The sequence below is a fragment of the Chitinibacter sp. FCG-7 genome, assembly GCF_040047665.1.
Lineage (GTDB): Bacteria > Pseudomonadota > Gammaproteobacteria > Burkholderiales > Chitinibacteraceae > Chitinibacter > Chitinibacter mangrovi.
Window position 1 is genome coordinate 826,397 of sequence record NZ_CP157355.1, and the last position, 23,932, is coordinate 850,328.

A 23,932-nucleotide genomic window follows, 5' to 3' on the forward strand; every position below is an offset into this window, starting at 1 on the left:
CTGCTTCGTGGATCAAGGAAGCAAAACCATGGCACACATTCCACGCAAACGTTTTGGACAAAATTTTTTGCAAGACCAAGGCGTGATTGCCAGCATTATCAATGCGGTTGACCCACACAAGGAAGACGCGATTGTCGAAATCGGGCCCGGCTTGGCGGCACTGACTATCCCGCTGATGGCGCGTATCCCGACGCTGCATGTGGTTGAAATCGACCGCGACATCGTCGCACATTTATCGGCACGCTACACGCCTGAGCAACTGGTTATCCATAATTGCGACGCGTTGATGTTCGACTTTGGTGCGCTAGCACGGCAAATAGCCCCAGGTGGGCGCATCAAGCTGGTTGGCAATCTGCCCTACAATATTTCCACGCCGCTGCTATTTCATCTGGCCAGCTTTGGCGATGTGATTTACGACATGCATTTCATGCTGCAAAAAGAAGTCGTCGATCGTATGGTGGCGGAACCCGGCACCACCGATTATGGCCGCCTGTCGATCATGCTGCAGTATCGCTACCTGATGGATCATATCCTTGACGTGCCGCCAGAAAGCTTCGATCCGCCGCCCAAAGTTGATTCGGCCGTGGTGCGCATGGTGCCCTACGATGTACTGCCGCATCCGGCCAAGGACGAAGAACATTTGCGCAATCTGGTGCAAACCGCTTTCGCGCAGCGGCGCAAAACCATTCGCAATAATCTGAAAGGCATCGCCAACGACGAGGTGTTGGCCACCGTGGGTATCGAGCCAAGTATGCGACCGGAAAACGTGAGCGTAGCGCAGTACGTCGCGCTATCGAACGCGCTGGTCAAATCATAGGGATTTCCCCGCTAGGCTTGACGCCCGGAAGATTGCAAAATCAAAGGCTTGATTGATGAATACAGACACCACCATGATCCGCTTTCAGCAAGTTAATAAATGGTATGGCCCGCACCACCATGTATTAAAAAACCTCAACCTTGAAGTCAAACAGGGTGAAGTGGTCGTGGTGTGCGGCCCGTCGGGCTCGGGCAAATCAACGCTGATTCGCACCATCAACCAGCTGGAAGCCATTAATGACGGCGAAATCTGGGTTGACGGCGTGCAGGCCAACAATCCGAAAACCAATATCAACAAACTGCGCGAAGAAGTCGGCTTTGTTTTCCAGCACTTCAATCTGTATCCGCATCTGTCGGTATTGGAAAACATCACGCTGGCCCCCATCCAGGTCAAGAAGCAATCGCCTGAACAAGCCAATGCCAAAGCACTGGAGCTACTCGAGCGTGTCGGGCTGGCGCATAAAAAAGACGCCTATCCGAGCAATTTATCGGGCGGGCAGCAGCAGCGCGTGGCGATTGCGCGCGGGCTGGCGATGAATCCGCGCGTCATGCTGTTTGACGAACCAACCAGTGCGCTCGATCCGGAAATGATTGGCGAAGTGCTTGAAGTAATGAAGTCACTCGCCGAGTCGGGAATGACCATGATGGTGGTGACGCACGAAATGGGCTTTGCCCGCGAAGTGGCCGACCGGATTCTATTTTTGGATCAGGGCGAAATTCTGGAAGACACAACACCCGAAGCATTTTTCACCCAGCCCCAAACCGAGCGCGCCAAACAGTTCCTGCGCCAGATCCTGGCACCGATGCATCAGTAAATAACAGGGGTATATCACTGAAGATCAATCACCAAAATAACTTCAAGCATATACCCCATTGATATTTAGCTTTCAGCTTTTCTCGACTACCATACAAGCTACAGTGGTTTTGAGAGTCCATCATGAAGTGCTGCATTGCCCTCCTTCTGCTGGCCAGCCCCCACATCAGCCTGGGCAGCGAGAAAGTCATTGTATATACCCAGTACGACTCACCCCCCTTCTGGTCTGCTGACTCGGGTTTAAGCCATGAGTTGGTCAGAGAACTCAGCGCGCGCAGCAAAAATCGCTATCAATTCGAGATTCAGATCACCCCGCGCAAACGGATTGACCTCATTCTGGAAGATCCACACTGGCAAGGACTCATCCCGTGGTCCAGCCCGAGCTGGTTTCAGGATGCAAACCAGCAGCGTTACCTATGGTCGGCGCCACTGTTTCGCGATGCCGACCTGGTAATCAGCCATGCACCGCTGGACTATACCGGTCCATACAGTCTGCACGGCAAAGTGTTGGGCGGCATCCTAGGGCACCGGTATAGCGAACTGGAGGCGGATATTGCGGCCGGGAAAATCATTCGGGATGATGCGCCCAATCAGCCAAGCAATTTGAAAAAACTGCGCAGCCAGCGGGTAGATGTGATTTTCATCCCCAATAGTAGCTGGGGAGAGCTGCGCCTAAAATCCCCCGAGCAGATCCGCAGCTTATGGGTGGCCAGCCAGGTCCGAAATACCTATGAGCGCCGGATTTTGCTGAGCCCGAACAATCCGGAGCTGGCCAGATACGTGCAGGCCACGGTCCTTGATCTTGCTAAAGATCAGAAGTGGCAACAAAAAATAGCCCCTTACCATTTCAGCAACCAGGCGGCGCACTAGATCCCTACATCTTGGCCTGCAAGCCCAGCCGCATCCATAGCTCGGCAACCCCCGGCGGCACAGGCTGGCTAAAGTAAAAGCCCTGCATAAAGTTGACGCCCAGCCCCTGCAAAAAGCGCACGGTTTCCAGGCTTTCAACGCCTTCGATAACCAGATCCAGCTGCAGGCCTTGCGCCATCTGGGCAATCGCCTGCATCACGCGCCGCCCTTCATCGGTATGCAGGCGCTGGGCAAACGAGACATCAACCTTGAGCATCTGGGCAGGCATATCGTGTAGCTGCGACAGTGATGAATAGCCGGTGCCAAAATCATCAATCGCCAGCACAAAACCAGCGTCGCTCAACTGGCGCAAATGCCGCATCTGGCGGGCATAATCGGTCAGTGCGACGCTTTCGGTAATCTCCACAATGACATCGCTGGGGCGCAGTTTGAAATTCGCCAGCCGCTCGACCAGCGTGGTGACAAAGGTCGGCAAATACAGCTGGCTGCGCGAGACATTGATCATCAGCTTCTGGCTCAAACCCGATTCGCGCCATTCACGCAATTTGGCAAATGATTGCAGCATGATCTGCTCGGACAATTCCTGAATCAGGCCAACCTTCTCTGCCATCGGGATAAACAGCTCAGGGCTGATCCAGCCACTTTTGTCATCCATCCAGCGCGCAAGCGCTTCAACGGCAATAATGTCGCCACTGCGGGCATTGACTATCGGTTGATAGAACACCTGCAGACCGCCATGCCGGATGGCGCTGGACAGGCGCGACTGAATTGCCACATGCTCACGTCCCAGCGCTTTCAAATGCACGATGTCGCTATAGAAACACACGCTATTACGCCCGGCGTGCTTGGCGTGATACATCGTGTGATCGGCAGCCGAGAGCAGCTCTTCGCCACTTTCAGCATTATCGGGATAGATGGCAAAACCGACGGAGATCGTTGGCTGGGTTTCCATGCCGTTGATCATCATGCTTTGCCTTGCCGACAGGCGTAATTGCTCGGCAATCTGTGCCAGCTCACGCTGATCGGCCAGATCGGGAATCAGCGCGACAAATTCATCACCGCCCCAGCGTGCCAGCACGGCGTTATCCGGCAAGGCATCGCGCAGGCGCTGCGAGAGCAGTACAAGCAGATCATCGCCAGTTTTATGGCCAAAAGCGTCATTAATTTGCTTGAAATGATCCAGATCGACAAAGCCCAACCCCACCTTGCGATGCGCGCGGGCGGCTTCATCAATGGCGCGGTGGATTTCAGTATCGAGCAGCAGGCGATTTGGTAAACGGGTCAGCCCGTCGTACAGCGCCATCTGCGTAATATTCTGCTCATTCAAGTGCGCCACCGTGACATCACGCACCACACCTCGCAGCGCAGTTGCGCGCTCATCCGGGCCAAAGTGCGTAATCAGACGCAACTCAACCCAGATAAAGTCGTGATCGGCTCGCAACAAGCGGAAACGGACACAGCTGGCTTCGCGCGAGAGCAGCTGACGCTCGATCAGCTGCGTCACCAGATTCAAATCTTCTGGGTGCACCCAGGAATACAGCGTACGGCCCAGCTCGGCGCTTAAATCACGCGGTTCAAGTGCACGCAACTGCCCCCAGGCGCTGGTGACCTCGGTCAGCACGCCGTTGGGCAAAACATCCACAATCGCTTCGTCGAGCAGATTCAGCGTTTCGAGCAGGGTTTTCTTGCGCGCAGCATCGTGCATCAGCGCCGAAACGTCTTGCAGCAAGACCACCACGCTGCGCTGATGCTCAACGCCCACGGGCTGCATGCGCACCAGCAAACAGACGTTCTGCTGCGGCAAGACGCAATTGAACTGCTTACTGCTTTGCCCTGCCAGCACCTGCGGCAGGCTGCGGATCAGCTCGTGCGCCAGCTCATAGGGCAGCACAGCGGCCATCGGTCTGTCGAGCAGGGTTTCGGCGGCGGGCAAGGCCGGATGGCCTGACCAAACATGCCGGATTACTCCATGCGCGTCCAGCTCGAAGACCATATCCTGCGTTGCGCCGACCAAGGCACGCAGCCGATGCTGGTTGGCCAGCGATTCGGCTTCCAGCTTGGCCTTGCCCAGCGCCTGCGCAATGTGATTGGAGAGCATGGCCAGCAGTCTTAGCTCGATGGTGTCACGCTGACGGCTATCGCTATCGTTGAGAAAGGCCAGAAAACCAAACAGCTCGCCGCCTTGCAGCAAGGGAATACAGAGCAGCTGGCGTATACCCACCTGCGCGAGCAACATCTGCTCGGCCAGCGGCAACTCAAGCAGCGACTTATTGAGCACCATGCCCACAGCCAGGGTATCTGCCAGCAGAGCATACTGGTCATAGTCCAGAGACAAAAACGGGGTGGGAGTATATTCAAGCAAGCGACAATCAGGATCTCGCCACGCGGCAACCAGCTTGGCCAGCTTGCCTTGCTCGTCATTCAGATACAAACCGGTCATGCTGCTGCGCGAGGCTTGCCCCAGGACCTGCAGCATATCCACCAGACAGTCCGGATCATGCGCGGCACTTAAAATACTAACCACGCTGTCAAAGGCATTGAAGTACGTATGGTAAGTCCCCAAGGCTTGCTGCTCGGACATTGCCAAACCGGAAAAAACAATCGAATCGGACAAAAGAGACCTCAGGTCAAAAAATAGTCAGCTTGTGTCAAGCCAAGGTAAAACGGGAATTCTTCCGAATTCCCGCTAGGCTGCGCAATTACTCTTTTGCCGGAGGCGGAATCAGCACTTCGCTGTAACCGCACTCCTTCTGTGGACACACTTTTTCAGTGCCACGGCGCTTGGTGACCTTGATCGTCATAATCGGCCATTTACACTGCGGGCAAGCCTCCGCTACCGGCGGGTTCCACGTTGCATACTTGCAATCGGGATAGGTATTGCACGAATAGAACATCTTGCCGTAGCGGCTCTTACGCTCGATCAGGCTGCCTTTATGACATTCCGGGCATTCGATGCCGGTGTCTTTTGGTTTTTCCAGCGGCTCGATGTGTTTGCACTTCGGATAGTTGGAGCAACCAATAAACTTACCGTAACGACCCACCTTGATGTGCAATGCCGATTCACATTTCGGGCAAGTGCGATCGGGCACCACTTCGGGCTCCAGCGGCGCAGCGTTCGGATCATCGCCAATATTGCGCGTGTAATCGCATTCCGGGTACGAGCTACAGCTAATAAAACGGCCGCGACGACCTAGGCGAATCGATAATTTGTGCTTGCCACATTTCGGGCAATCTTCGTCCATCGCTTCGTGGGTCACTTCGGCGCGCGACAACGCCTGCTTTTCTTCGCACTGCTTATGGAATTTCTTCCAGAATTCATCCAGCACCGGCACCCACTCGCGCGAGCCCGTTGAAATTTCATCGAGTTTGTCTTCGAGCTTAGCGGTGAAATTGTAATCAACGTATTGTGTGAAATGCTCGGTGAGGAATTTATTCACCACTTCGCCGGTATCGGTTGGCGTGAAGCGCTTTTTATCCAAAATGACGTATTCGCGATCTTTGAGCGTGTAAATGATCGATGCGTACGTTGAAGGACGGCCAATACCGAATTCTTCGAGCGATTTAACTAGGCTTGCCTCGGTAAAGCGTGGCGGCGGTTGGGTAAAGTGCTGCTCGCCGTAGATTTTCTCAACTGGCAAGGCGTCGCCCTCGGTCAAGACCGGCAGGCGTGCTTCGTCTTCGTCATCTTCAACGTCATCAGCATCTTCCTGATACACGGCGATAAAGCCGGGGAATACCAGAGTTTGCCCCGTGGCACGGAACAGATTCTCAGCACCACCAACGGCAATATCTACTGCAACGGTATCAAACTTGGCCGGCGTCATCTGGCACGACAGTGTGCGCTTCCAGATCATTTGGTAGAGCTTGAATTGCTCGGGCGACAGAAAGGTTTTCACCGATTCAGGCGTGCGCAAGATGGACGTCGGGCGAATTGCCTCGTGCGCCTCTTGCGCATTTTTAGCTTTGTTTTTGTACGTAATCGGCGCGTTCGGCAGGTATTCTTTGTCGAAATTGCTCGAAATATAATCGCGAATCTCGGCCAAAGCATCGTTCGACAAGGCCACCGAGTCGGTACGCATATAGGTGATCAGACCGACCGTTTCACCGCCCAGATTCACCCCTTCATAGAGTGACTGCGCCGTACGCATCGCACGATCAGTGGTAAAGCCCAGTTTACGTACCGATTCCTGTTGTAGCGTCGAAGTCGTAAATGGGGCCGCTGGGCTACGCGATTTCTTTTTCTTCTCAACCGCATGCACCACGGCATCTTTGCCGGCTAATCCATTCAGGATGCTCGTTTGCTCAGCTTCGTTCGGAATATCGAACTGATCGAGTTTTTTGCCTTGCCAAGTGGTGAGCTTGGCGGCCACTTTGCTGCGGCCTTTTTTGGTATCAAGGTGAATCGTCCAGTATTCCTGCGCATTAAACGCACGAATCTCGATTTCACGCTCACAGATCAGACGTAGCGCCGGGCTTTGCACTCGGCCTGCCGACAAGCCGGTGCGCACTTTGCGCCACAGCAGCGGCGACAAATTAAAGCCAACCAGATAATCGAGCGCACTACGCGCCTGCTGGGCATTAACGAGATTGAAATCCAGATCACGCGGATTGGCTACCGCATTCAAAACCGCGCTTTCAGTGATCTCATGAAAGACCACGCGCTTGAATTGTTTTTCTGGCTTGAGTAATTTTTTGGCTTTCAGGATTTCCAGAATATGCCAGGAAATCGCCTCCCCTTCGCGGTCCGGATCGGATGCGAGGTAGACGTTATCGGCTTGTTCGACCGCCTCGCAAATCGCGTCAACGTGTTTTTTATTTTTATCGATCACCTGGTACTTCATCTTGAAGTCGTTTTCAGGATCAACCGAACCATTTTTACGGACTAGGCCGCGCACGTGACCGTAGGAGGCCAAGATCTGGAAATCTTTGCCTAAATATTTTTGCAGCGTCTTCGCCTTCGACGGCGACTCTACGATTAAGAGATTTGCGGGCATGGTTCCCCGTTATTTAGATTCAATAGTTTTAATGGTCTTTGTGCCCGATGATGGCGCTTTAATTAATGCAGCGCAGCACCATCGCGGCCAAAGAGGAGGTCTTCGATCAGGAGATTAGACAATGCATCACGCTTTTGCCAAATCACCATCAGTACAATCAGTTTAATCCGCTCGGCACTCACTTCGCCTTCAGGCTCGCGCCAGACACGATCAAGCACCAATTCGCGCTCACCTGCACTTAATATTTTTGCCGCATCCAGCGCAAACAGAAACTGGGCTGCTTCATCGCTAAATCGGGCCAGTTCCACCGGCTGCAAGCTGCGCAATGCACCTGAATGCGTATCCAGAGCGCGATAAGGAGTGACATCAATCTGCTTTAACTCACCCAGCCAAGCCAGCGCATCATGAATATCTTCACCTTCAAATCCCGCCAACGACAATTTTTTGGCCAATTGCGAGACATCGGGCAGGCCATCTGCGTTATAAAACTGCTCAAAAAGGTAGGCCAGCACTTCTAGCATAATCAGCTTTTTACAGCACCTGCCAGCCTTTGGTAGCGATTACCCGGCAAGCAAGACAACTGCCCTTCTAATTCCAAACCCAACAGAATCGCGCACAGCGCCTCGCTAGTCAAGCCAGTCAGCTCAATCAGTGAGTCAAAATCAAGCGGCTCCCAACCCATTTTGTCTAATATTGGGTCAGCATCATTCGCTATTTTGACCGGTTTGGCAGGTACTGCAGCAGTGCGTTCAGGCAAAGCAAACAAAGATAGCGGCGCGGCCAGTTCTTCGAAAATATCAGCACCCGATTCGACAAGTTTGGCCCCATTTTTAATCAGGTGATGGCAGCCTTTGCTGAGCGGAGAATGAATTGAGCCGGGGATGGCAAACACTTCACGCCCCAAATCAACCGCCTGCCGTGCGGTAATCAGTGAGCCACTGCCAAGCGCAGCCTCAACCACCAGGCAACCTAGGCCTAAAGCTGCAATCATCCGGTTGCGGCGCGGAAAATGCTCGGCCTTCGGTGGAGAGCCCAGTGCTAGCTCGGACAAAATCAAACCCTGAGCAGCCAGCTGATGCGCCAGCTCTCGATTGGACGCGGGATAAACCCGATCAAGCCCGGTACCGACAATGGCAATACTCGATCCAGCTGCGCCGAGCCCACCACGATGCGCTGCGGCATCAATCCCACTGGCCAAGCCACTAATGATGCAGACTCCTTGGCCTGAGAGGTGTTGCGCAAAGGCTTGGGCATTTTGCACGCCATGCACACTTGCACTACGGCTGCCGACGACGCTCAAGGCGGCTCGCTCCAGCAAAGCAAGATTGCCCTTGGCATAAATCAGAGTTGGCGGATCGGGTAAATCCAGCAGCTTTTTAGGGTAAGCCTCATCGGCCAGAGTCAGAATGGCATGGCCTTCTTTCGAAAGCCAGTCCAGCGTTAAATCAAGTTGAGCCTGGGGGATTTGACTTGCAGCCGCATGAATTGCCTCGGCCACCACAGGAGAAACATACTGCGCCAGTATATTTTTGTTCGCTGCAAAAATGGCCGCGGGCTCACCCAGAGCCCGCAAAAGTTGAATCTGCCCCCGCGCGCCCAGCCCATTAACCAGACTGAGGCGCAACCAGAGCAGCAATTCATCAGGATGCAATTACTCCTCCGTGTAAGCGGCTTCTGCACGAACCACATCACCCACGTTCACAGGCTGTGTACTATCGAGCACCAGTGCATAGGAGAGATTAGGAAAAACGCGGTAAACGAACAGGTTGGCATTCTTGATCGGTGGCGTTACGCGATCTGGTTCAGTTTTATCTTCTTTCTTGATCGCACGTGGCGCTTTATAGCTAAAGAATACTGTCCCAAGGTCCACCCCATCCAAAGCCCCTTTATTGAGAACAACCGTCATCAGCGAACCCACGTCAGCTACACCAGCATACGATGAGGCTACTTTGCCTTCCATCGCCTGAGCAGGCAAATGCGGTGCATAATTCAGGAATGTTCTTTCAGGAGATTTCACCAAACGGTCGCCGATCTGGATTTCACGGGAATTGGACACCACATTCAAAGTAACAACATCGCCGGAACGATTGATCCGCACGTCACCCAGATAAGTGACTTCCATCCCCAGCAGCTGTTTTGGCTGGTCGGGATCCATGATTTCTTTGCCCTGACGGAAGACTTGGAATGTCTCTCCCGCCTCAGCCTCAGGCAAGCCTACTGCATAAATTTGATCACCAGCGGTATACATCACGCGGTTATCCGGGCCCGCAGCGATCCGCGGCGCAGCCTTGAAGCTGGCCATATCCATGATCAGCGGTTTGTACAAGAAGGGCTCAATCGACGTCATGGCAATACTTGGCGTTGCATCACCATCCAGGCTGGAAATACGAATACGCGGGCTAAGTTTGCCATTACCACCACGTCCGTCAGCTTTTGCGTTTTTTAGCAGGCGCAAACATGGCTTACCATCACAATTGCCCAGTACAATCACATCACCGGGGTAAATCCAGTGCGGGTTTTTGATTTCGGCTTTGTTCAAGCGCCAGATCTCCGGCCAGCGCCATGGCTGCTTCAGAAATTTGCCAGAAATATCCCACAAAGTATCGCCTTTCACGACCACATAGCTGTCGGGTGCATTATCAGCAAGCTTGAGCTCATCAGCGGTTGCGGTACCTGCGATAAAACCGGCAAGCAAAAGAAAGGATATAATTGATTTACGCATAGTGTGAGCCCAGTTCTCGCCGCTGGCGCGACAAGTGATTTTCGACTTGGATAGGATCAGAGCAGTAAAATGCAGCCCTATTCAAATATCTATATGATGAATTAAGCTTAAGCAATAATTTAACCGATTCTGCAGTATAAACTTTTGGTCTAGCAAGCAAAAATGGCAATTCTTAATATTCTGCACTACCCCGACGAGCGTTTGCACACAGTTGCGCAGCCAATCACCGAATTTGATGCGGCTTTACAACGCCAAATTAACGATATGGCCGAAACCATGTACGCAGCGCCAGGCATCGGCCTTGCCGCCACCCAGGTTGATTATCACAAACGCCTGGTCGTGATCGACATTTCGGAGAACAAAGACGCACTGCTGGTGCTCGTCAATCCAGAAATTATAGAGCGCGACGGCATCACCACCTATGAAGAAGGTTGCTTGTCTGTGCCCGGTATCTATGAAGAAGTCGAGCGTGCTGAGCACATCAAGGTCAAGGCACTGAATGCGCAAGGGCAGCCATTTGAATTTGATGCCGATGGCTTGCTGGCCATTTGCGTTCAGCATGAAATCGATCATCTGGACGGCAAAGTATTTGTCGAAAAACTCTCGCGCCTCAAACTCAATCGCATTGTCCAGAAGCTGAAAAAACGCAAAGCAATGTAAATCCAAGCGGGCCTCTGGCCCGCGATTTTTTGATAGCGAGTGTGATTGACTTATGAAAATAATCTTTGCCGGCACGCCTGATTTTGCCGCCAGCGCCCTGCAAGCTTTAATTGATGCTGGCCACGAGATTACCCTGGTGCTCACCCAACCTGATCGCCCAAGCGGGCGCGGCATGAAGCTGACTGCCTCAGCAGTGAAGGAAGTCGCTGTTGCTCACCAGATTCCCGTGTATCAGCCGGAAAAATTACGCACGAGCGAGCAGCAAGCACCTCTGCAGGGTATTGACGCAGACATCATGGTGGTTGCGGCCTACGGGATTATACTCCCTCAATCTGTACTCGACCTACCCCGCCTTGGCTGCCTGAATATTCACGCCTCGCTGTTGCCACGCTGGCGTGGTGCAGCGCCGATCCAGAGGGCGATTCTGGCTGGCGACACAGAAACCGGCATTACGATTATGCAAATGGATGCCGGGCTTGACACCGGCGATATGCTGTCGATTCACCGCACGGCCATTGAGCCTACCGATAACGCCACCAGCTTGCACGACAAGCTGGCCGTCCAAGGCGCGCAAGCCATCGTCGCTGCGCTGGCCGATTTGCCACAGTTGCAAGCCCAGCGCCAGGCTCAGCCTGAAGCGGGCGTGACCTACGCTGAAAAACTAAAAAAAGAAGAAGCACAAATCGATTGGCTGCAAGATGCCGTGCAACTTGATCGCATGATCCGCGCTTTCAACCCCTTCCCCAGCGCACAGAGCAGCTGGCAAGGGCAGCCCGTTAAAATCTGGCAAGCCAGCGTTTGCGATGGACAAGGCCAGGCCGGGCAGATTCTGGCGCTGGAAAAAGACGCGATTGTCGTTGCCTGCGGCGTAGGCACATTGCGGATCACCGAGTTGCAAAAAGCCGGCGGCAAGCGACTGGGCGCACAAGCTTTTTTAAGCGGCAACGAATTAAGCATTGGTCAGTTTTTCGGCCAGTAAGCAATACAATATGTGGGTATATTGATGCAAGCCAGATTAAAAAAGGGCTTCATTGACATACCCAAGCCACTGGATGTCTGAATGTTAGTAACGCAAACCCTCGCCTGTGAAACCGTCTATGCGGTACTCTCCGGGCAAAATCTGACCGAAGCACTGAGTACCACTTGGCGCCAGAATCCGAATATCACGCCCCAGCAGCGCGGCGCAGTGCAGGACATCGCCTACGGCACGCTGCGCCACCTGGGTCTGCTTGAAGCCTTGCTTAATACGCTGGCCAGCAAACCGCTCAAAGAGCTGGAGCTCAAGGTTTTACTGCTGACCACGCTGTATCAATTGCAATTTACCCGCGCAGGCGCGCATGCCATCGTTGATCACGCAGTCAATGTCGCGGCCAAAATTGGCCAGGGCAAAGGCAAAGGGCTGGTCAATGCGGTATTGCGCAGCTTTTTGCGCCAGAAAGATGAATTGGTCACCGCCGCACAAAAGAACGAACGCGCCAAGTTCAACCACCCGAAATGGTGGATGACCGACATGAAAAACGCCTACCCCAAGCAGTGGCAACAAATCTTGCAGGCCAATAATCAGCACCCGCCGATGACCTTGCGCGTTAACCGCCGCCATTGCGATGCCGATCAGTATCTGACGCTGCTGGGTGAATGCGGCATTAGCGCGCGCCGCCTGAGCGACTTTAGCATTCAGCTGGATAAGGCTCAGCCGGTCGATGCGCTGCCGCATTTCTTTGACGGCTGGGTATCGGTACAAGACTGGGGTGCGCAGGCTGCGGCGCATTTACTTGATGTTAAAGATGGTATGCGTGTGCTGGATGCGTGCGCTGCACCGGGCGGAAAAAGTGGCCATATTCTGGAATTGGCCAATGTTGAACTCACCGCCATTGACGCCGACGCTGGCCGCCTCAAACGCGTCGATGACAATCTGGCACGCCTTAATCTAAGCGCTAAAGTGCTGGCTGCCGATGCCAGCAATCCGGCCGCGTGGTGGGATGGTAAACCGTTTGACCGCATTCTGGCCGATGTGCCGTGCTCGGCCACCGGCGTAGCGCGGCGCCACCCCGATATCAAATGGCTACGCCGTCCCGAAGACTTTGCTGAATTCGCCCGTCAACAAGAAAATATGCTAGATGAACTTTGGCCGCTCATAGCGTCAGGCGGCAAACTCCTGTACGCTACGTGCTCCGTGTTTCCGGCGGAAAATAAATTGTCCGCCGAAGCCTTTGCCCGCCGTCACCCTGATGCACGGCGCGAGGAGCTAAGTTCCGAGCATATTCCGGCTGATCTGCTAGATGGTCAGTTGCTACCCAATTCTGAGCATGATGGTTTCTTTTACGCATTATTTACCAAGGTCAATTAACACTGCGGCCTTGTGGTGCTGGCGCCTGATCGGCGCCAGCTTGCTATTGCTGCTCTCTTCGCAGGTGCAGGCCGCGCAGATCAAGAACCTCAAATCCGAAGCGGATGTAATCCCTCCGCGCATCGAGCTCTTTGCCAAATACAGCATCACGCTCAACTCCGATCTGGAAGACGCCTTAAAAAACGGCCTAACCCTACCTTTCGTTTACGAATTCAAACTCAGCAAACCCCGAATGTACGCCTGGTACCGGCAAGTCGCTGAAGGATTCGGCCCCAATGCCCAACTCACACAAAGGCTGAGCTATCAGCCATTGACCAAACAATATCGAATTGCAACTGGCGGAGTTGCCCGCCACTTTGCCAGCCTAGAAGAAGCCTTGATGGCGCTGGGACAGATCAAAAACTGGTCGGTACTGGATGGCAGCGATATCGCCGCCGAGGATTTTGCCGGGCGGCTGCGTTTGCGGCTCGATAGCTCGAAGCTGCCTAAAACCTATCAGGTCAGCACCATCGGCAATACCAATTGGCAGCTTGAATCGGGTTGGTCCGATATTCAATTGCGCCGCAATGGTGATTCGGAGGCGGTACAGTGAAACGCTGGCTGTTGATTCTGGGCTGCCTGGCCACCGTGCTGCTATTTCTGCTGGCAACGGCATCGGGAAATACGTCCCGGTTTTCTGAATATTACGCACAGGTACTGGGCTTAAATATTGCTCTGCTGATCGGCATGGCACTGCTGGTTGGTACACGCCTCACCCGGCTGGTCAAACGCGTCAAGCGCAAGGTATTTGGCTCTCGCCTGACGCTGCGCATGGTGCTGATGTTTGCGCTGGTGGCGGTGCTGCCCGGCGCGCTGGTCTATACGCTCTCGGTGCAGTTTCTAAATCGTTCGATTGAAGCCTGGTTTGATGTCCGCGTCGATAATGCGCTGGATCGCGGGCTGAATCTGGGCCGCAATGCCATCGATTTTCAGCTGGACGAGCTTGAGCGCAAGGCCAGCGTTATTGCCTGGGATATCCACGACAATAACGCCAGCTCGCTACTGCCGCGCCTGTCCAAATTGCGCGAGCAAACCGGCGTGCAGGAAATGACGCTGTTTGACGACAACAACCAACTTTACGCTAATATCGGCAATGAATTTGCCGCCCTGATCCCACACTTGCCCTCGCGCGATCTGATTCGCGAAGCGCTACGTGGCAGCTACAAAGGCATCGAGAAAGCCGATCACGGCGGGCTGATGATGCGGGTGATTGTGCCGCTGCCGGAAGGCAATTTCGCCAACCGCACCCGCCTGCTGCAGCTGATGCAGCCCGTACCAGAGCAGTTGGCCAAAGATGCCGAACTGGTCGAGCAGGTTCGCAGCGACTACAAACAGCTCGCCCAATCCCGGCAGGGGCTAAAAATGATCTACAGCCTGACACTCACTATCGCGCTTACCATCGCACTGCTGGGCGCGCTGGCGCTGGCGATTTACCTCTCGGACAAACTGGCGGCACCACTGAGTGTGCTCGCTGCGGGGACTCGTGCGGTGGCGCAAGGCGATTTCACCCAGCAGCACCCGGTGATCAGCCGCGACGAGCTGGGTATTCTGACGCATTCGTTTAACCGCATGACGCGCCAGTTGGCCGATGCTCGCGACAAGCTAGAAGAAAACCAGGCCGAACAGGCCGAGGCCAAAGCCTATGTCGAGGCCATTCTGGGCTCACTCTCGGCCGGTGTTTTGTCGTTTGACGAGGAATGGCAATTGCAATCGGCCAATCAAAGCGCGCTACGCATACTGGGGCTGGACCCTGAACGGATTATGGGCGAACCGCTGTCACGCTGGAACGAAAGCTATCCGGCACTAACCGCTTTTGCCGCCCACACCATCCACGGCTTTTTGTCCGAGGATGAAGTCTGGCAGCGACAAATCGAGCTAGCCGATGAAAAACGCGTTCTGCTGGTACGCGGCACCCGCCTGACGCAAATGATCGACGACGCAGAAGACCTGCACGGTTATGTGCTGGTTTTCGACGACATTACCGAGCTGCTCTCGGCGCAGCGCGATGCCGCCTGGGGTGAAGTTGCCCGCCGACTGGCGCATGAGATCAAAAATCCGCTCACACCTATCCAGCTTTCCGCCGAGCGGATGGAAATCAAATTGGTGGATAAACTTGATCAAACAGGCGCAGAATTCCTTACCCGCAATACCCAGACCATCATCAAGCAGGTCGCCGCGCTGAAACAAATGGTCGATGCCTTCCGCGATTATGCGCGCAAGCCATCGGGCAAAAAGAAGCCGCTGGACTTTATGGAGCTGGTCAAGGAAGTGCTGGTTTTATACGAAGCCTCGCCGGTGATTCGCGAATTCAGGGTGCATGATTCGCTGATGGTCAACGGCGATGCCACGCATTTGCGGCAGGTGATTCACAACCTGCTGCAAAACGCGCAGGACGCGATTGCCGAGGCCGAAGAAAAACAGATTTGCCTTATTCTCGAAAAAGACGAAAAATGGGCGCGTCTTTATATCGAAGATAGCGGCAAAGGCTTCCCGGCCGACTTGCTTCCACGCGTTTTTGAGCCGTACGTTACGTCAAAAACCAAAGGAACAGGCTTGGGTTTGGCCATTGTGAAAAAAATTATTGAAGAACATCACGGGCGGGTTCAGGTGGGCAATGCCACTGGCGCTTACGTTCGGATCGAGTTGCCGCTCTGGGAGGAAACAATAAGTGGTTAATCAAGAAATTCTGATCGTTGATGATGAAGTTGGCATTCGCGAGCTTTTATCCGAAATCTTGCTGGACGAGGGGTATAGCGTTGCACTGGCTGAAAATGCTGAGGCTGCACGCCAATACCGTAATCAAGCTGAACCCAAGCTGGTCTTGCTCGATATCTGGATGCCCGATACTGACGGCGTCACCCTGCTCAAGGAATGGGCGCGCAATGGTCAGCTGACCATGCCCGTGGTGATGATGTCCGGCCACGCCACCGTCGATACCGCCGTTGAAGCCACCCGCATTGGCGCGCTTGATTTTCTGGAAAAACCCATCGGCTTGCAAAAGCTGCTGGCAGCAGTGAAACGGGCTTTTGCCCAACCGGCCAACCCGGTAAAGCCGACGCAGGGCCTGCAGAGCCTCGGCAATAGCAGCACAATCAATGCGCTGCGCGAGGCACTTGACCAAGTTGCAAGCCAGTCCCTGCCCCTGATCCTGACTGGCGAACCTGGCGCCGGTTTTGAAGCGTGTGCACGTCACCTGACCAAAACCAGTGGCGGCTTTGTGGCGCCCAATTCAAATGAAGAGCTGGCTCTACCACCACAAGACATGCTGAACCGCGCGGCAGGCGGCACGATCTTCGTTCGCGACATTGCCTGGCTCGATCGCAAGGCCCAGACCGGCCTGCTGAACCTGATCCCTAAGCTGGAAAAACACAAAATCCGGCTAATCACCGCGTCGACGCGCCCGCTGGATCAGCTCACCAATCAGATCGAGCCCGAGCTGCTGCGTCAGCTGACACAAATCATTGTGCCAGTGCCAGCCCTGCGTGAACACGCTGAGGATATTCCGGCGCTGGCTGAAAACCTGCTCTCGCAAACCGTTACCGCCAACAAACTGGGCGTGCGCCGCTTTTCCAAATCGGCGCTGCAACTGCTGAGCCAGCAAGACTGGCCGGGCAATATTGACCAGCTGGCCAATGTGGTCAAAAGTCTGGCACTCACTGGCCGCGATGGCGACATTGATATTCTGCCGGTCAGCCGCCTGCTGGCGCAGCTTTCGCCCGAATCGCAAGTGGCAACCACAGAAATCCAGCAGGCGATGCCGCTGCCGCAAATCGATCTGGATTTACCGCTGCGCGAAGCGCGCGATCAATTCGAGCGTTTTTATCTGGAGCGCCAGATCGAGCTATCAAATGGCAATATGAGCCGGGTTGCTGAACGCATCGGGCTGGAGCGCACGCATCTGTACCGGAAACTGAAACAGCTGGGGATACAAATGCCCCGCAAATTACGCAACCTCGAAGAAGCGTAATTTGCCCACCGCACGCCGACGAAGCCTCCCATCGTCGGCGTTTTTGTTTTTGCAGCTGGCAAGCTGGAGTGAAAATTGCCCAATATTCTGATTCTCGGCGCAGGCCGGGTTGGCACCTCGGTGGCCGAGCAACTGGTGCGGGAAAATTACAGCGTCACCATTGTGGACGACAATCCGCACAATCTGCAGCCACTGGCCGACAAACTCGATTTGCGCACCGTACAGGGCCATGCGGCCAATCCGCTGACGCTGGCCGGCGCTGGCGCGGCCGATGCCGATCTGCTGCTGGCGGTGACACCGTCAGACGAGCTCAATATGGTGGCGTGCAAAATCGCCCAGACGCTATTTAATATTCCAACCCGGCTGGGGCGAATCCGCGATCAGGATTTGCTGGCCCGTCCCGAGCTGTTTAACGACGATGGTTTTGCCATCGACCACATTATTACTCCCGCGCAGATTGTGACCGATCTGCTAGCGCGGCTGGTCGAATGCCCCGAAGCCCTGCAGGTGCTCGACTTTGCCCAAGGCCGCGCCAAAATGGTCGCGGTGCGCGTCGAAGCTGGCGCGCATATGGACGGCAAAGATCTGGCCACGCTGGCGCAATATCTGGACAAAATTGATTGCCGCGTAGTGTCGATTTACCGCAAAAACAAGCGCATCTCGCCCGATGGCGGCACCACGCTGAGCGTGGGCGATGAAGTGTTCTTTTTGGCGGCCAGCAAGGATATTCGCGCCGTGATCGGGCAATTGCGCGCCAATGAACGCGCAATCAAGCGCATCACCATTTGCGGTGGCGGCAATGTCGGCTATCGGCTGGCCATGGCGCTGGAAAACGACTATCAGGTCAAAATCATTGAAATCAACCGTGAGCGCGCGCAATGGCTGGCCGAACACCTGCCCAATGCACTGATTCTGCGCGGCGAAGCCACCGATGAAAACCTGCTCGACAATGAACAGATTGATCGCTGTGATCTGTTTCTGGCGATCACCTCGGACGACGAAGACAATATCATGTCATCCCTGCTCGCCAAGCAAATGGGCGCGCGTAAAGTGGTCGCGATTATCAACCGCTCGCGCTATGTCGATCTGTTGCAAGGCGGCAAAATCGACGTGGCTATTTCTCCGGCGCAAGCCACGATTGGCGCACTGCTGGCGCATGTTCGCCAGGGCGATATTGTCGCGGTACACAGCCTGCGCCGTGGCGAGGCCGAGGCGATCGAGCTGATTGCGCACGGCGATAAAAACAATTCGCGCGTCATCGGGCGGCGCGTGGAAGAAATCAAGCTGCCGCAAGGCGCCAATCTGGCTGCGCTGATTCGTGGCGACAAAGTGATTATGGCGCACCACGACACCGTAATCGAAAACGAAGATCATGTGATTGTGTTTATCGACAATAAGCAGCATATCCGGGCGATTGAGCAGCTGTTTGCCGTCAAAATCGGGTTTTTCTAAATGACGCTGTCACAACGCCTGCTCCCAACCATCAATGTCCTTGCCCGCGTTTCGGCGCTGTTTTCGCTGTCAATCATTGTGCCTATCGCTGTCGCGTGGTGGTGCAAGGACGCTGGCTTATGGCCGTTTATCGACGCACTGGCGGGCTTGCTGCTCGTGAGCCTGAGCACCATTGCGCTCACGCAGCGCTACAAACGCGAAATGCGTTCACGCGATGGCTTTGTACTGGTCGTTGGTGTCTGGAGCCTGCTACCCGCGGTAGCAGCCGTGCCGCTACTCATTTACAACCCGGCCACCAGCTTTACCGACGCTTATTTTGAAACCATGTCGGCGCTCACCACCACCGGCGCCACCGTGTTTACCGGGCTGGATCATCTACCACCGTCAATTAATCTATGGCGGCACCTGCTCAATTGGCTAGGGGGTATGGGTATCATCGTATTGGCTGTAGCCATCTTGCCGCTATTAGGGGTGGGGGGTATGCAGCTATTCAAAGCCGAAACGCCAGGCCCGATCAAAGACAGCAAGCTCACCCCGCGCATCCGCGAAACGGCGCGCAATCTGTGGCTGATCTACGCGGGCCTGACGCTGATCTGCGCCTTGCTGCTCAAATACGCCGGTGGCATGAGCTGGCTGGATGCCGTCTGCCATGCATTTGCCGCGCTGTGTCTGGGCGGTTTTTCCACGCATGACGCCAGCGTGGGTTATTTCAATTCGCCGCTGATCGAAGGCATTCTGATTGTGTTTATGCTGCTGGCCGCGACCAATTTTGCCACGCATTATTTTGCGCTGTCGGGGCGCAAGCTGTCGGTCTACCTGAAAGACAGCGAATTCAAAGCCATGCTGACGCTGATCACAGTGAGCACGCTGGCGCTAGCGGGCTTTCTGTACTGGCAGCAAACCTACCCCGATTATCTGCTCGCACTGCGGCATGTAGCGTTCAATCTGGTCTCGCTGGCCACCGACTGCGGCTTTGCCAGCGTTGATTTTGGGGCCTGGCCCATTTTTGTCCCGCTGGTGATGTTGCTGCTTTCCTGCGTTTGCGCCTGCGCGGGCTCGACAGGTGGCGGGATCAAAATGATCCGCACCATGATTCAGGTGCGCGAAGTCTCACGGCAAATGTCATCGCTACTACACCCGCAAGGCGTTCATCCGCTGCGCGTCAACGGGCAAATCATCCCCAATCAGGTGCTGTTTTCAGTGATGGGTTTTGTGTTTATCTATTTTGCCAGCATTGTGGTGCTGACCTTTATCCTGCTGCTCTCAGGGCTGGATTTTATCAGCAGCTTTTCGGCCATTATCGCCTGTATCAATAATGCCGGCCCCGGGCTGGGCGAAGTCGGCCCGGCAGGCAATTATCAAGGCTTGAACGATTTTCAAACCTGGGTTTGCACCTTCACCATGCTGCTGGGGCGGCTGGAGATTTTCTCGGTGCTGATCCTCTTCACCCGCGCCTTCTGGCGTCATTAGAAGCACATGCAGTGAAAAACGGCCTCTGAATCAAAACCGAGGCCGTTTTCAATTTATATCAGGGCATAAATCGGTTTTTTATTCCGGAGCATATGGACTTGGTGGGCAGGGCACGACAAAATAACCGCGAGTTTTAAACTCAATCTGGGCTTCAGTCATTAAATTGAGTTCCAATGCCTTCTGGTAGTCACGTTCATCAATCTCAAAACCTTCCATAATTGGGCAATACTGATTGCCAGTACCACATAAGGTACCGTCATCCTCGGGCAGCCCCGCACCACCACCGCCTGTTTTGGGAATAGGGTCAGCAGTCGGAATTGGGTAGTGATAGCATTGCGAGGAAATAACCTTGACACCATGCTTTTCTAGGTAATTCCTCCTCCCATTAACAGTCAAATCTGAATCCAAAAACGCATTTGTCCCGTAAAAAACCTTCACCGTATGTGGTGCAGGGCTGGCGGTGGGTAACGCAACTTGCGCACTCCCTCCACCACCACAAGCAGTTAGCGCTAGTACGGTCATCAAAACTGTAATGGCATGAATTGGGCGTGTTATAGCCATAGTAAAAGGTCCTGTTGATTAGAATTGGGGCAAACGGATTCGGCGATTGGTTTGTACGCCATTGAGTGTGGTGACATTGATGGCAATACTACCATTGGTCAATATACAAGCAGTTTGTAGTGGTCTAATTCCAGCAGACACCTCGATAGGGCGAAGCGATTTAAGATCGCAGCACGCACTTGCAACTCTGCCACCTGACGATCAAAGCCCCGCACCATCACCCTCTCACCTAATAATTTGAAACAACGCATTTTGGTTTCCACCAAGCTGCGCCGATGATAGCCCGACCATTTTTTCCAGATCGTCCGACCCAAGCATTTGGTCGCTCGCAAAATCTCATTTCTAGCTCGCGCACCCGCCGTATTTTCCTTTCGGAATTGTGCGTTCTGTCGCGTTGGAATGATCGCTACCGCTCCGCGAGCGGCAATGGCATTGTGGCATTCCTTGGTGTCGTAGGCTCCATCGCCGTAAATCGCTGCAATCTGTTCAGACTCCGGAATCTGCTTCATCAGTTCTGGCAACATGGGCGCATCACCTGTTTTGTTGTCGGTCACCTCTATCGCACGAATTTCAAGGGTTTCAGCATCAATACCAAGGTGAACTTTGCGCCATTGCCGACGATATTCAGTGCCATGCTTCTTGGTTTTCCATTCTCCTTCGCCGCGCATTTTGATGTCGGTGCTATCGACTAATAAATGCAGTCCGCCTTGGCTTTGGCGGGCAGGAATAATGACTTTCAGTGTTTTTTGTCGGCGAGAAATTGTGCTGGAGTCGGGCACATTCCAATCTAAGTTGGCGAGCCGCAGCAGGCTTTCAACCATGCCAGTAGCTTGGCGCAATGCGAGGCCGAATAGACATTTGATGGTGAGGCAGAATTGAATGGCAGCGTCGCTGAAAGTGGGGTTGCATCCGCACTTTCCCGAGGGTTCAGCGGCCCATTTCAGCGCGGGATCGAGCCAAATCATCAATGCGCCACGCGATTTCAAAGCGGCGTGATAGCTTGGCCAGTTTGTGGTTTTGTACTTGTTGGATGCCGGTTTGCTCATGCCGCTATTTTACCAGCGACGTGAAGCTGCTGATTTGTGCAACAAAGCCACCTGGGTTTGTACCTTCACTATGCTGCTGGGGCGGCTGGAGATTTTCTCGGTGCTAATCCTGTTCACCCGCGCCTTCTGGCGCAACTGACAGGCGATGATGGCGCTGCGCTGAAAATACGGCCTAGCCGAGTGCTTGCTCGACCAGAGCAATTGCATGGGTATTGCCTTGTAGATCAATTTAGGCAATACCCACAGCCATATACCCTTGCAACTATCTACTTCCCTAATACCGTATCGATGAGTCAAACTGTAAGCTTGACCGATGGATACTTTTTTTACCGGCTTTTTGCTCTCGCTGTCTCTGTGTCTCGATATCGGAATTGTGAATGTGGCGATGATTGATGTCACACTCAAATACGGCCGCAAGGCGGCGCTGTGGATGGGCTTTGGTTCCTGCTTTGGCGATTTGTTCTACGCCGTTCTGGCGCTAGCCGGAATGAGCTTCTTGCTGCAGTTTGTCTGGGTGCAATGGCTTACCTGGCTCGGTGGCGGCACTTTGCTGCTGTGGCTGGCGTTTAAAATGGCGCGCGAGGCGCTGCGTGACGCAACGCGGGCCGAAACCACGCACCACGCCCTGCCTAGCCGCCGTCATCTGTTTGGCCGTGGCCTGACGCTGGCGATGGCTTCACCATCGTCGATCCTGTGGTTTGCGGCAGTAGGTGGTACACTGATTGCGCAGGCGACCGACGGCAGCTGGTTGGGCACGGTGGATTTTCTGGCCGGATTTTTTATCGGCGGCGTAGCGTGGACCATTTTTATTACGCTGGGCGCGCACCACGGCGGCAAAACACTGGGCACCCGTTTTAAACAGGGCTGCCATATTGTATCGGCGCTGTTGTATCTGTATTTCGCGCTGCTGGTTATCCGCAACGGCTACCAGGCACTCACCTGAGGTATGGCACGCTGACGGCAACTGATAAGTGAATAAGCTTCATTCGATCAGCGCTTGCGACCTAAGCCAGATAGAACAAAGCCCCGGATCTACCGGGGCCTATGCACACATCCAGCCTACACATCAGTCAGCAACGGACTTAATCGGCGATTTCGGTTTTGCCGCGGCCGCTGTTCTTGGCGCGGTAAAGGGCTTCATCGGCACGCAAAACCATAGCGCGGCCGTTTTCATCGTTGCGCAATTGGGCCATACCGGCCGAGAAGCGAATATCAATACGCTTGGCATGGTGCATATACGGCGTTCGCCCGGTCACCAGCCGCAAGCGGTCGATCACATAAGCCGCGCCCTTGCTGTCGGTATCGACCAGCAGAATCAGAAATTCCTCGCCGCCATAGCGCACCAGAATATCCGACTCGCGCAACACAGCCTTGGTCAGATTAGCCATATGCACCAAGACCTGATCGCCCACCAGATGGGTAAATTTATCGTTGATGGTTTTGAATTCGTCCAGATCCAGAATCACCGCCGTCAGGCGCGAATCATTGCGCTGCGCACGTTTGACTTCGCGCATCAGCAAATGATCGAGGCCTTGGCGGTTGAGTGCGCCGGTCAGCGCATCTTGCTCGAGCACTTTGCGGTTAAACGCCAGATCTTCCTCGATATGGCGGATAGAATCGCGAATCGTCTGCAAATCGGCGTGCGAAGTCGTCACGGTGGAGTGGACATTGTGCGTGGTGCTAATCACCACATTGAGCAAGTCTTCCAGCGTGGCATGCGTTTCTTCCGGTGGCACCGATTGCGCCGCGTGCGCCTCACGTACCGCCTGCAAGCTGCCTAGGCTATCTTGCATCACAACGCTGGAGCCGGACAAATTGCTCAGCAGACCGTCGGTCACTTCGCCCATCTCATGGGCAGCGTCATCGAGCTTGTAGAGCACCTGCCAGGCCAGCTGCATTTCGGTGGCTGTTTTGCTTTCAGGTGCCTTAATGGTGACAATCGCGTTGTAAAATTGCGCGTAGTTCTCCGGCGTAGGGGGCAATCCGCGCTCGGACAAGCGTTTGAGCGCGATACGGGCAATTTCAACCGGATTAACCGGCGTTGCTGAAGACATCTGAAAGCTACCTAAGCAAAAGCTAATACAGGAAAATTGATTGTAAGGGTTGACGCAGACTACGCCAAGCAAGTTCGCTACAATGATGCTTCTTTTTATGAAAAATCAATATTGTCGATT

21 protein-coding genes are annotated in these 23,932 nt (G+C 54.3%); 12 read left to right on the forward strand and 9 right to left on the reverse strand.

All coding sequences use genetic code 11. The features are described 5' to 3' along the window. The first annotated feature begins 28 nt into the window (after positions 1-28). The 3 genes from rsmA (at position 29) to ABHF33_RS03765 (ending at position 2,500) form a co-directional block, all read left to right on the forward strand. Positions 29-817, forward strand: coding sequence for a 16S rRNA (adenine(1518)-N(6)/adenine(1519)-N(6))-dimethyltransferase RsmA (rsmA, locus tag ABHF33_RS03755; RefSeq protein ID WP_348945714.1), 789 nt, complete (start codon positions 29-31; stop codon positions 815-817). Between the two features lie 73 nt (positions 818-890). Continuing rightward, a complete protein-coding gene (locus tag ABHF33_RS03760; protein ID WP_348946595.1) occupies positions 891-1,631 on the forward strand; it encodes an amino acid ABC transporter ATP-binding protein in 741 nt (246 codons plus the stop codon). Positions 1,632-1,753: 122 nt separating this feature from the next. After that, on the forward strand, positions 1,754-2,500 hold the full coding sequence (locus ABHF33_RS03765; RefSeq protein WP_348945715.1) for a substrate-binding periplasmic protein: 747 nt from the start codon (positions 1,754-1,756) through the stop codon (positions 2,498-2,500). Between the two features lie 4 nt (positions 2,501-2,504). On the opposite strand, the gene ABHF33_RS03770 is transcribed toward ABHF33_RS03765, so the two are convergent. From ABHF33_RS03770 to ABHF33_RS03790, 5 genes are all read right to left on the reverse strand, one after another. Further along, positions 2,505-5,114 carry a sensor domain-containing phosphodiesterase gene (locus ABHF33_RS03770; protein WP_348945716.1) on the reverse strand — a complete coding sequence of 870 codons (2,610 nt, stop codon included), beginning with the start codon at positions 5,112-5,114 and terminating at the stop codon, positions 2,505-2,507. Between the two features lie 85 nt (positions 5,115-5,199). Beyond that, complete coding sequence (topA, locus tag ABHF33_RS03775) at positions 5,200-7,494, reverse strand: type I DNA topoisomerase (RefSeq protein WP_348945717.1); 2,295 nt, start codon at positions 7,492-7,494, stop codon at positions 5,200-5,202. Between the two features lie 62 nt (positions 7,495-7,556). Next, positions 7,557-8,015 carry a DUF494 domain-containing protein gene (locus ABHF33_RS03780; protein ID WP_348945718.1) on the reverse strand — a complete coding sequence of 153 codons (459 nt, stop codon included), beginning with the start codon at positions 8,013-8,015 and terminating at the stop codon, positions 7,557-7,559. A 2-nt stretch (positions 8,016-8,017) separates the two neighbouring features. Continuing rightward, positions 8,018-9,145, reverse strand: coding sequence for a DNA-processing protein DprA (gene dprA / locus ABHF33_RS03785; protein WP_348945719.1), 1,128 nt, complete (start codon positions 9,143-9,145; stop codon positions 8,018-8,020). Next, positions 9,146-10,216, reverse strand: a complete 1,071-nt coding sequence (locus tag ABHF33_RS03790; RefSeq protein ID WP_348945720.1) for a LysM peptidoglycan-binding domain-containing protein — start codon at positions 10,214-10,216, stop codon at positions 9,146-9,148. A 162-nt stretch (positions 10,217-10,378) separates the two neighbouring features. Here ABHF33_RS03790 and def point away from each other — a divergent pair, with 162 nt between their 5' ends. The 8 genes from def (at position 10,379) to ABHF33_RS03830 (ending at position 20,151) form a co-directional block, all read left to right on the forward strand. Continuing rightward, entirely contained in the window at positions 10,379-10,876 is a 498-nt protein-coding gene (gene def / locus ABHF33_RS03795; protein WP_348945721.1) for a peptide deformylase, read from the forward strand. Positions 10,877-10,928: 52 nt separating this feature from the next. Further along, a complete protein-coding gene (gene fmt / locus ABHF33_RS03800; RefSeq protein ID WP_348945722.1) occupies positions 10,929-11,855 on the forward strand; it encodes a methionyl-tRNA formyltransferase in 927 nt (308 codons plus the stop codon). 81 nt (positions 11,856-11,936) lie between these two features. Beyond that, positions 11,937-13,223 (forward strand): 16S rRNA (cytosine(967)-C(5))-methyltransferase RsmB, encoded by a 1,287-nt coding sequence (rsmB, locus tag ABHF33_RS03805; protein WP_348945723.1) that lies wholly within the window; start codon positions 11,937-11,939, stop codon positions 13,221-13,223. 10 nt (positions 13,224-13,233) lie between these two features. Continuing rightward, on the forward strand, positions 13,234-13,815 hold the full coding sequence (locus ABHF33_RS03810) for a DUF4390 domain-containing protein (protein WP_348945724.1): 582 nt from the start codon (positions 13,234-13,236) through the stop codon (positions 13,813-13,815). Further along, positions 13,812-15,938, forward strand: a complete 2,127-nt coding sequence (locus ABHF33_RS03815; RefSeq protein WP_348945725.1) for a sensor histidine kinase — start codon at positions 13,812-13,814, stop codon at positions 15,936-15,938. The genes ABHF33_RS03810 and ABHF33_RS03815 overlap by 4 nt, the downstream gene beginning before the upstream one ends. After that, entirely contained in the window at positions 15,931-17,229 is a 1,299-nt protein-coding gene (locus tag ABHF33_RS03820) for a sigma-54-dependent transcriptional regulator (RefSeq protein WP_348945726.1), read from the forward strand. Before ABHF33_RS03815 ends, ABHF33_RS03820 begins: the two co-directional genes overlap by 8 nt. 75 nt (positions 17,230-17,304) lie before the next feature. Next, positions 17,305-18,681, forward strand: coding sequence for a Trk system potassium transporter TrkA (gene trkA, locus ABHF33_RS03825; RefSeq protein WP_157314076.1), 1,377 nt, complete (start codon positions 17,305-17,307; stop codon positions 18,679-18,681). Next, complete coding sequence (locus ABHF33_RS03830; protein ID WP_348945727.1) at positions 18,682-20,151, forward strand: TrkH family potassium uptake protein; 1,470 nt, start codon at positions 18,682-18,684, stop codon at positions 20,149-20,151. Between the two features lie 78 nt (positions 20,152-20,229). On the opposite strand, the gene ABHF33_RS03835 is transcribed toward ABHF33_RS03830, so the two are convergent. From ABHF33_RS03835 to ABHF33_RS03845, 3 genes are all read right to left on the reverse strand, one after another. After that, positions 20,230-20,712 carry a hypothetical protein gene (locus tag ABHF33_RS03835; RefSeq protein ID WP_348945728.1) on the reverse strand — a complete coding sequence of 161 codons (483 nt, stop codon included), beginning with the start codon at positions 20,710-20,712 and terminating at the stop codon, positions 20,230-20,232. Positions 20,713-20,810: 98 nt separating this feature from the next. Then, positions 20,811-21,758, reverse strand: coding sequence for an IS5 family transposase (locus ABHF33_RS03840; RefSeq protein ID WP_348945729.1), 948 nt, complete (start codon positions 21,756-21,758; stop codon positions 20,811-20,813). 9 nt (positions 21,759-21,767) lie between these two features. Next, the gene (locus ABHF33_RS03845) at positions 21,768-21,965 is read right to left on the reverse strand and encodes a hypothetical protein (RefSeq protein ID WP_348945730.1); all 198 of its coding nucleotides are present in this window, start codon (positions 21,963-21,965) and stop codon (positions 21,768-21,770) included. 106 nt (positions 21,966-22,071) lie between these two features. Here ABHF33_RS03845 and ABHF33_RS03850 point away from each other — a divergent pair, with 106 nt between their 5' ends. Continuing rightward, entirely contained in the window at positions 22,072-22,701 is a 630-nt protein-coding gene (locus tag ABHF33_RS03850) for a LysE family translocator (RefSeq protein WP_348945731.1), read from the forward strand. Between the two features lie 139 nt (positions 22,702-22,840). Here ABHF33_RS03850 and ABHF33_RS03855 read toward each other — a convergent pair whose 3' ends face one another. Next, on the reverse strand, positions 22,841-23,812 hold the full coding sequence (locus tag ABHF33_RS03855; protein WP_348945732.1) for a GGDEF domain-containing protein: 972 nt from the start codon (positions 23,810-23,812) through the stop codon (positions 22,841-22,843). Positions 23,813-23,932: the final 120 nt, after the last annotated feature.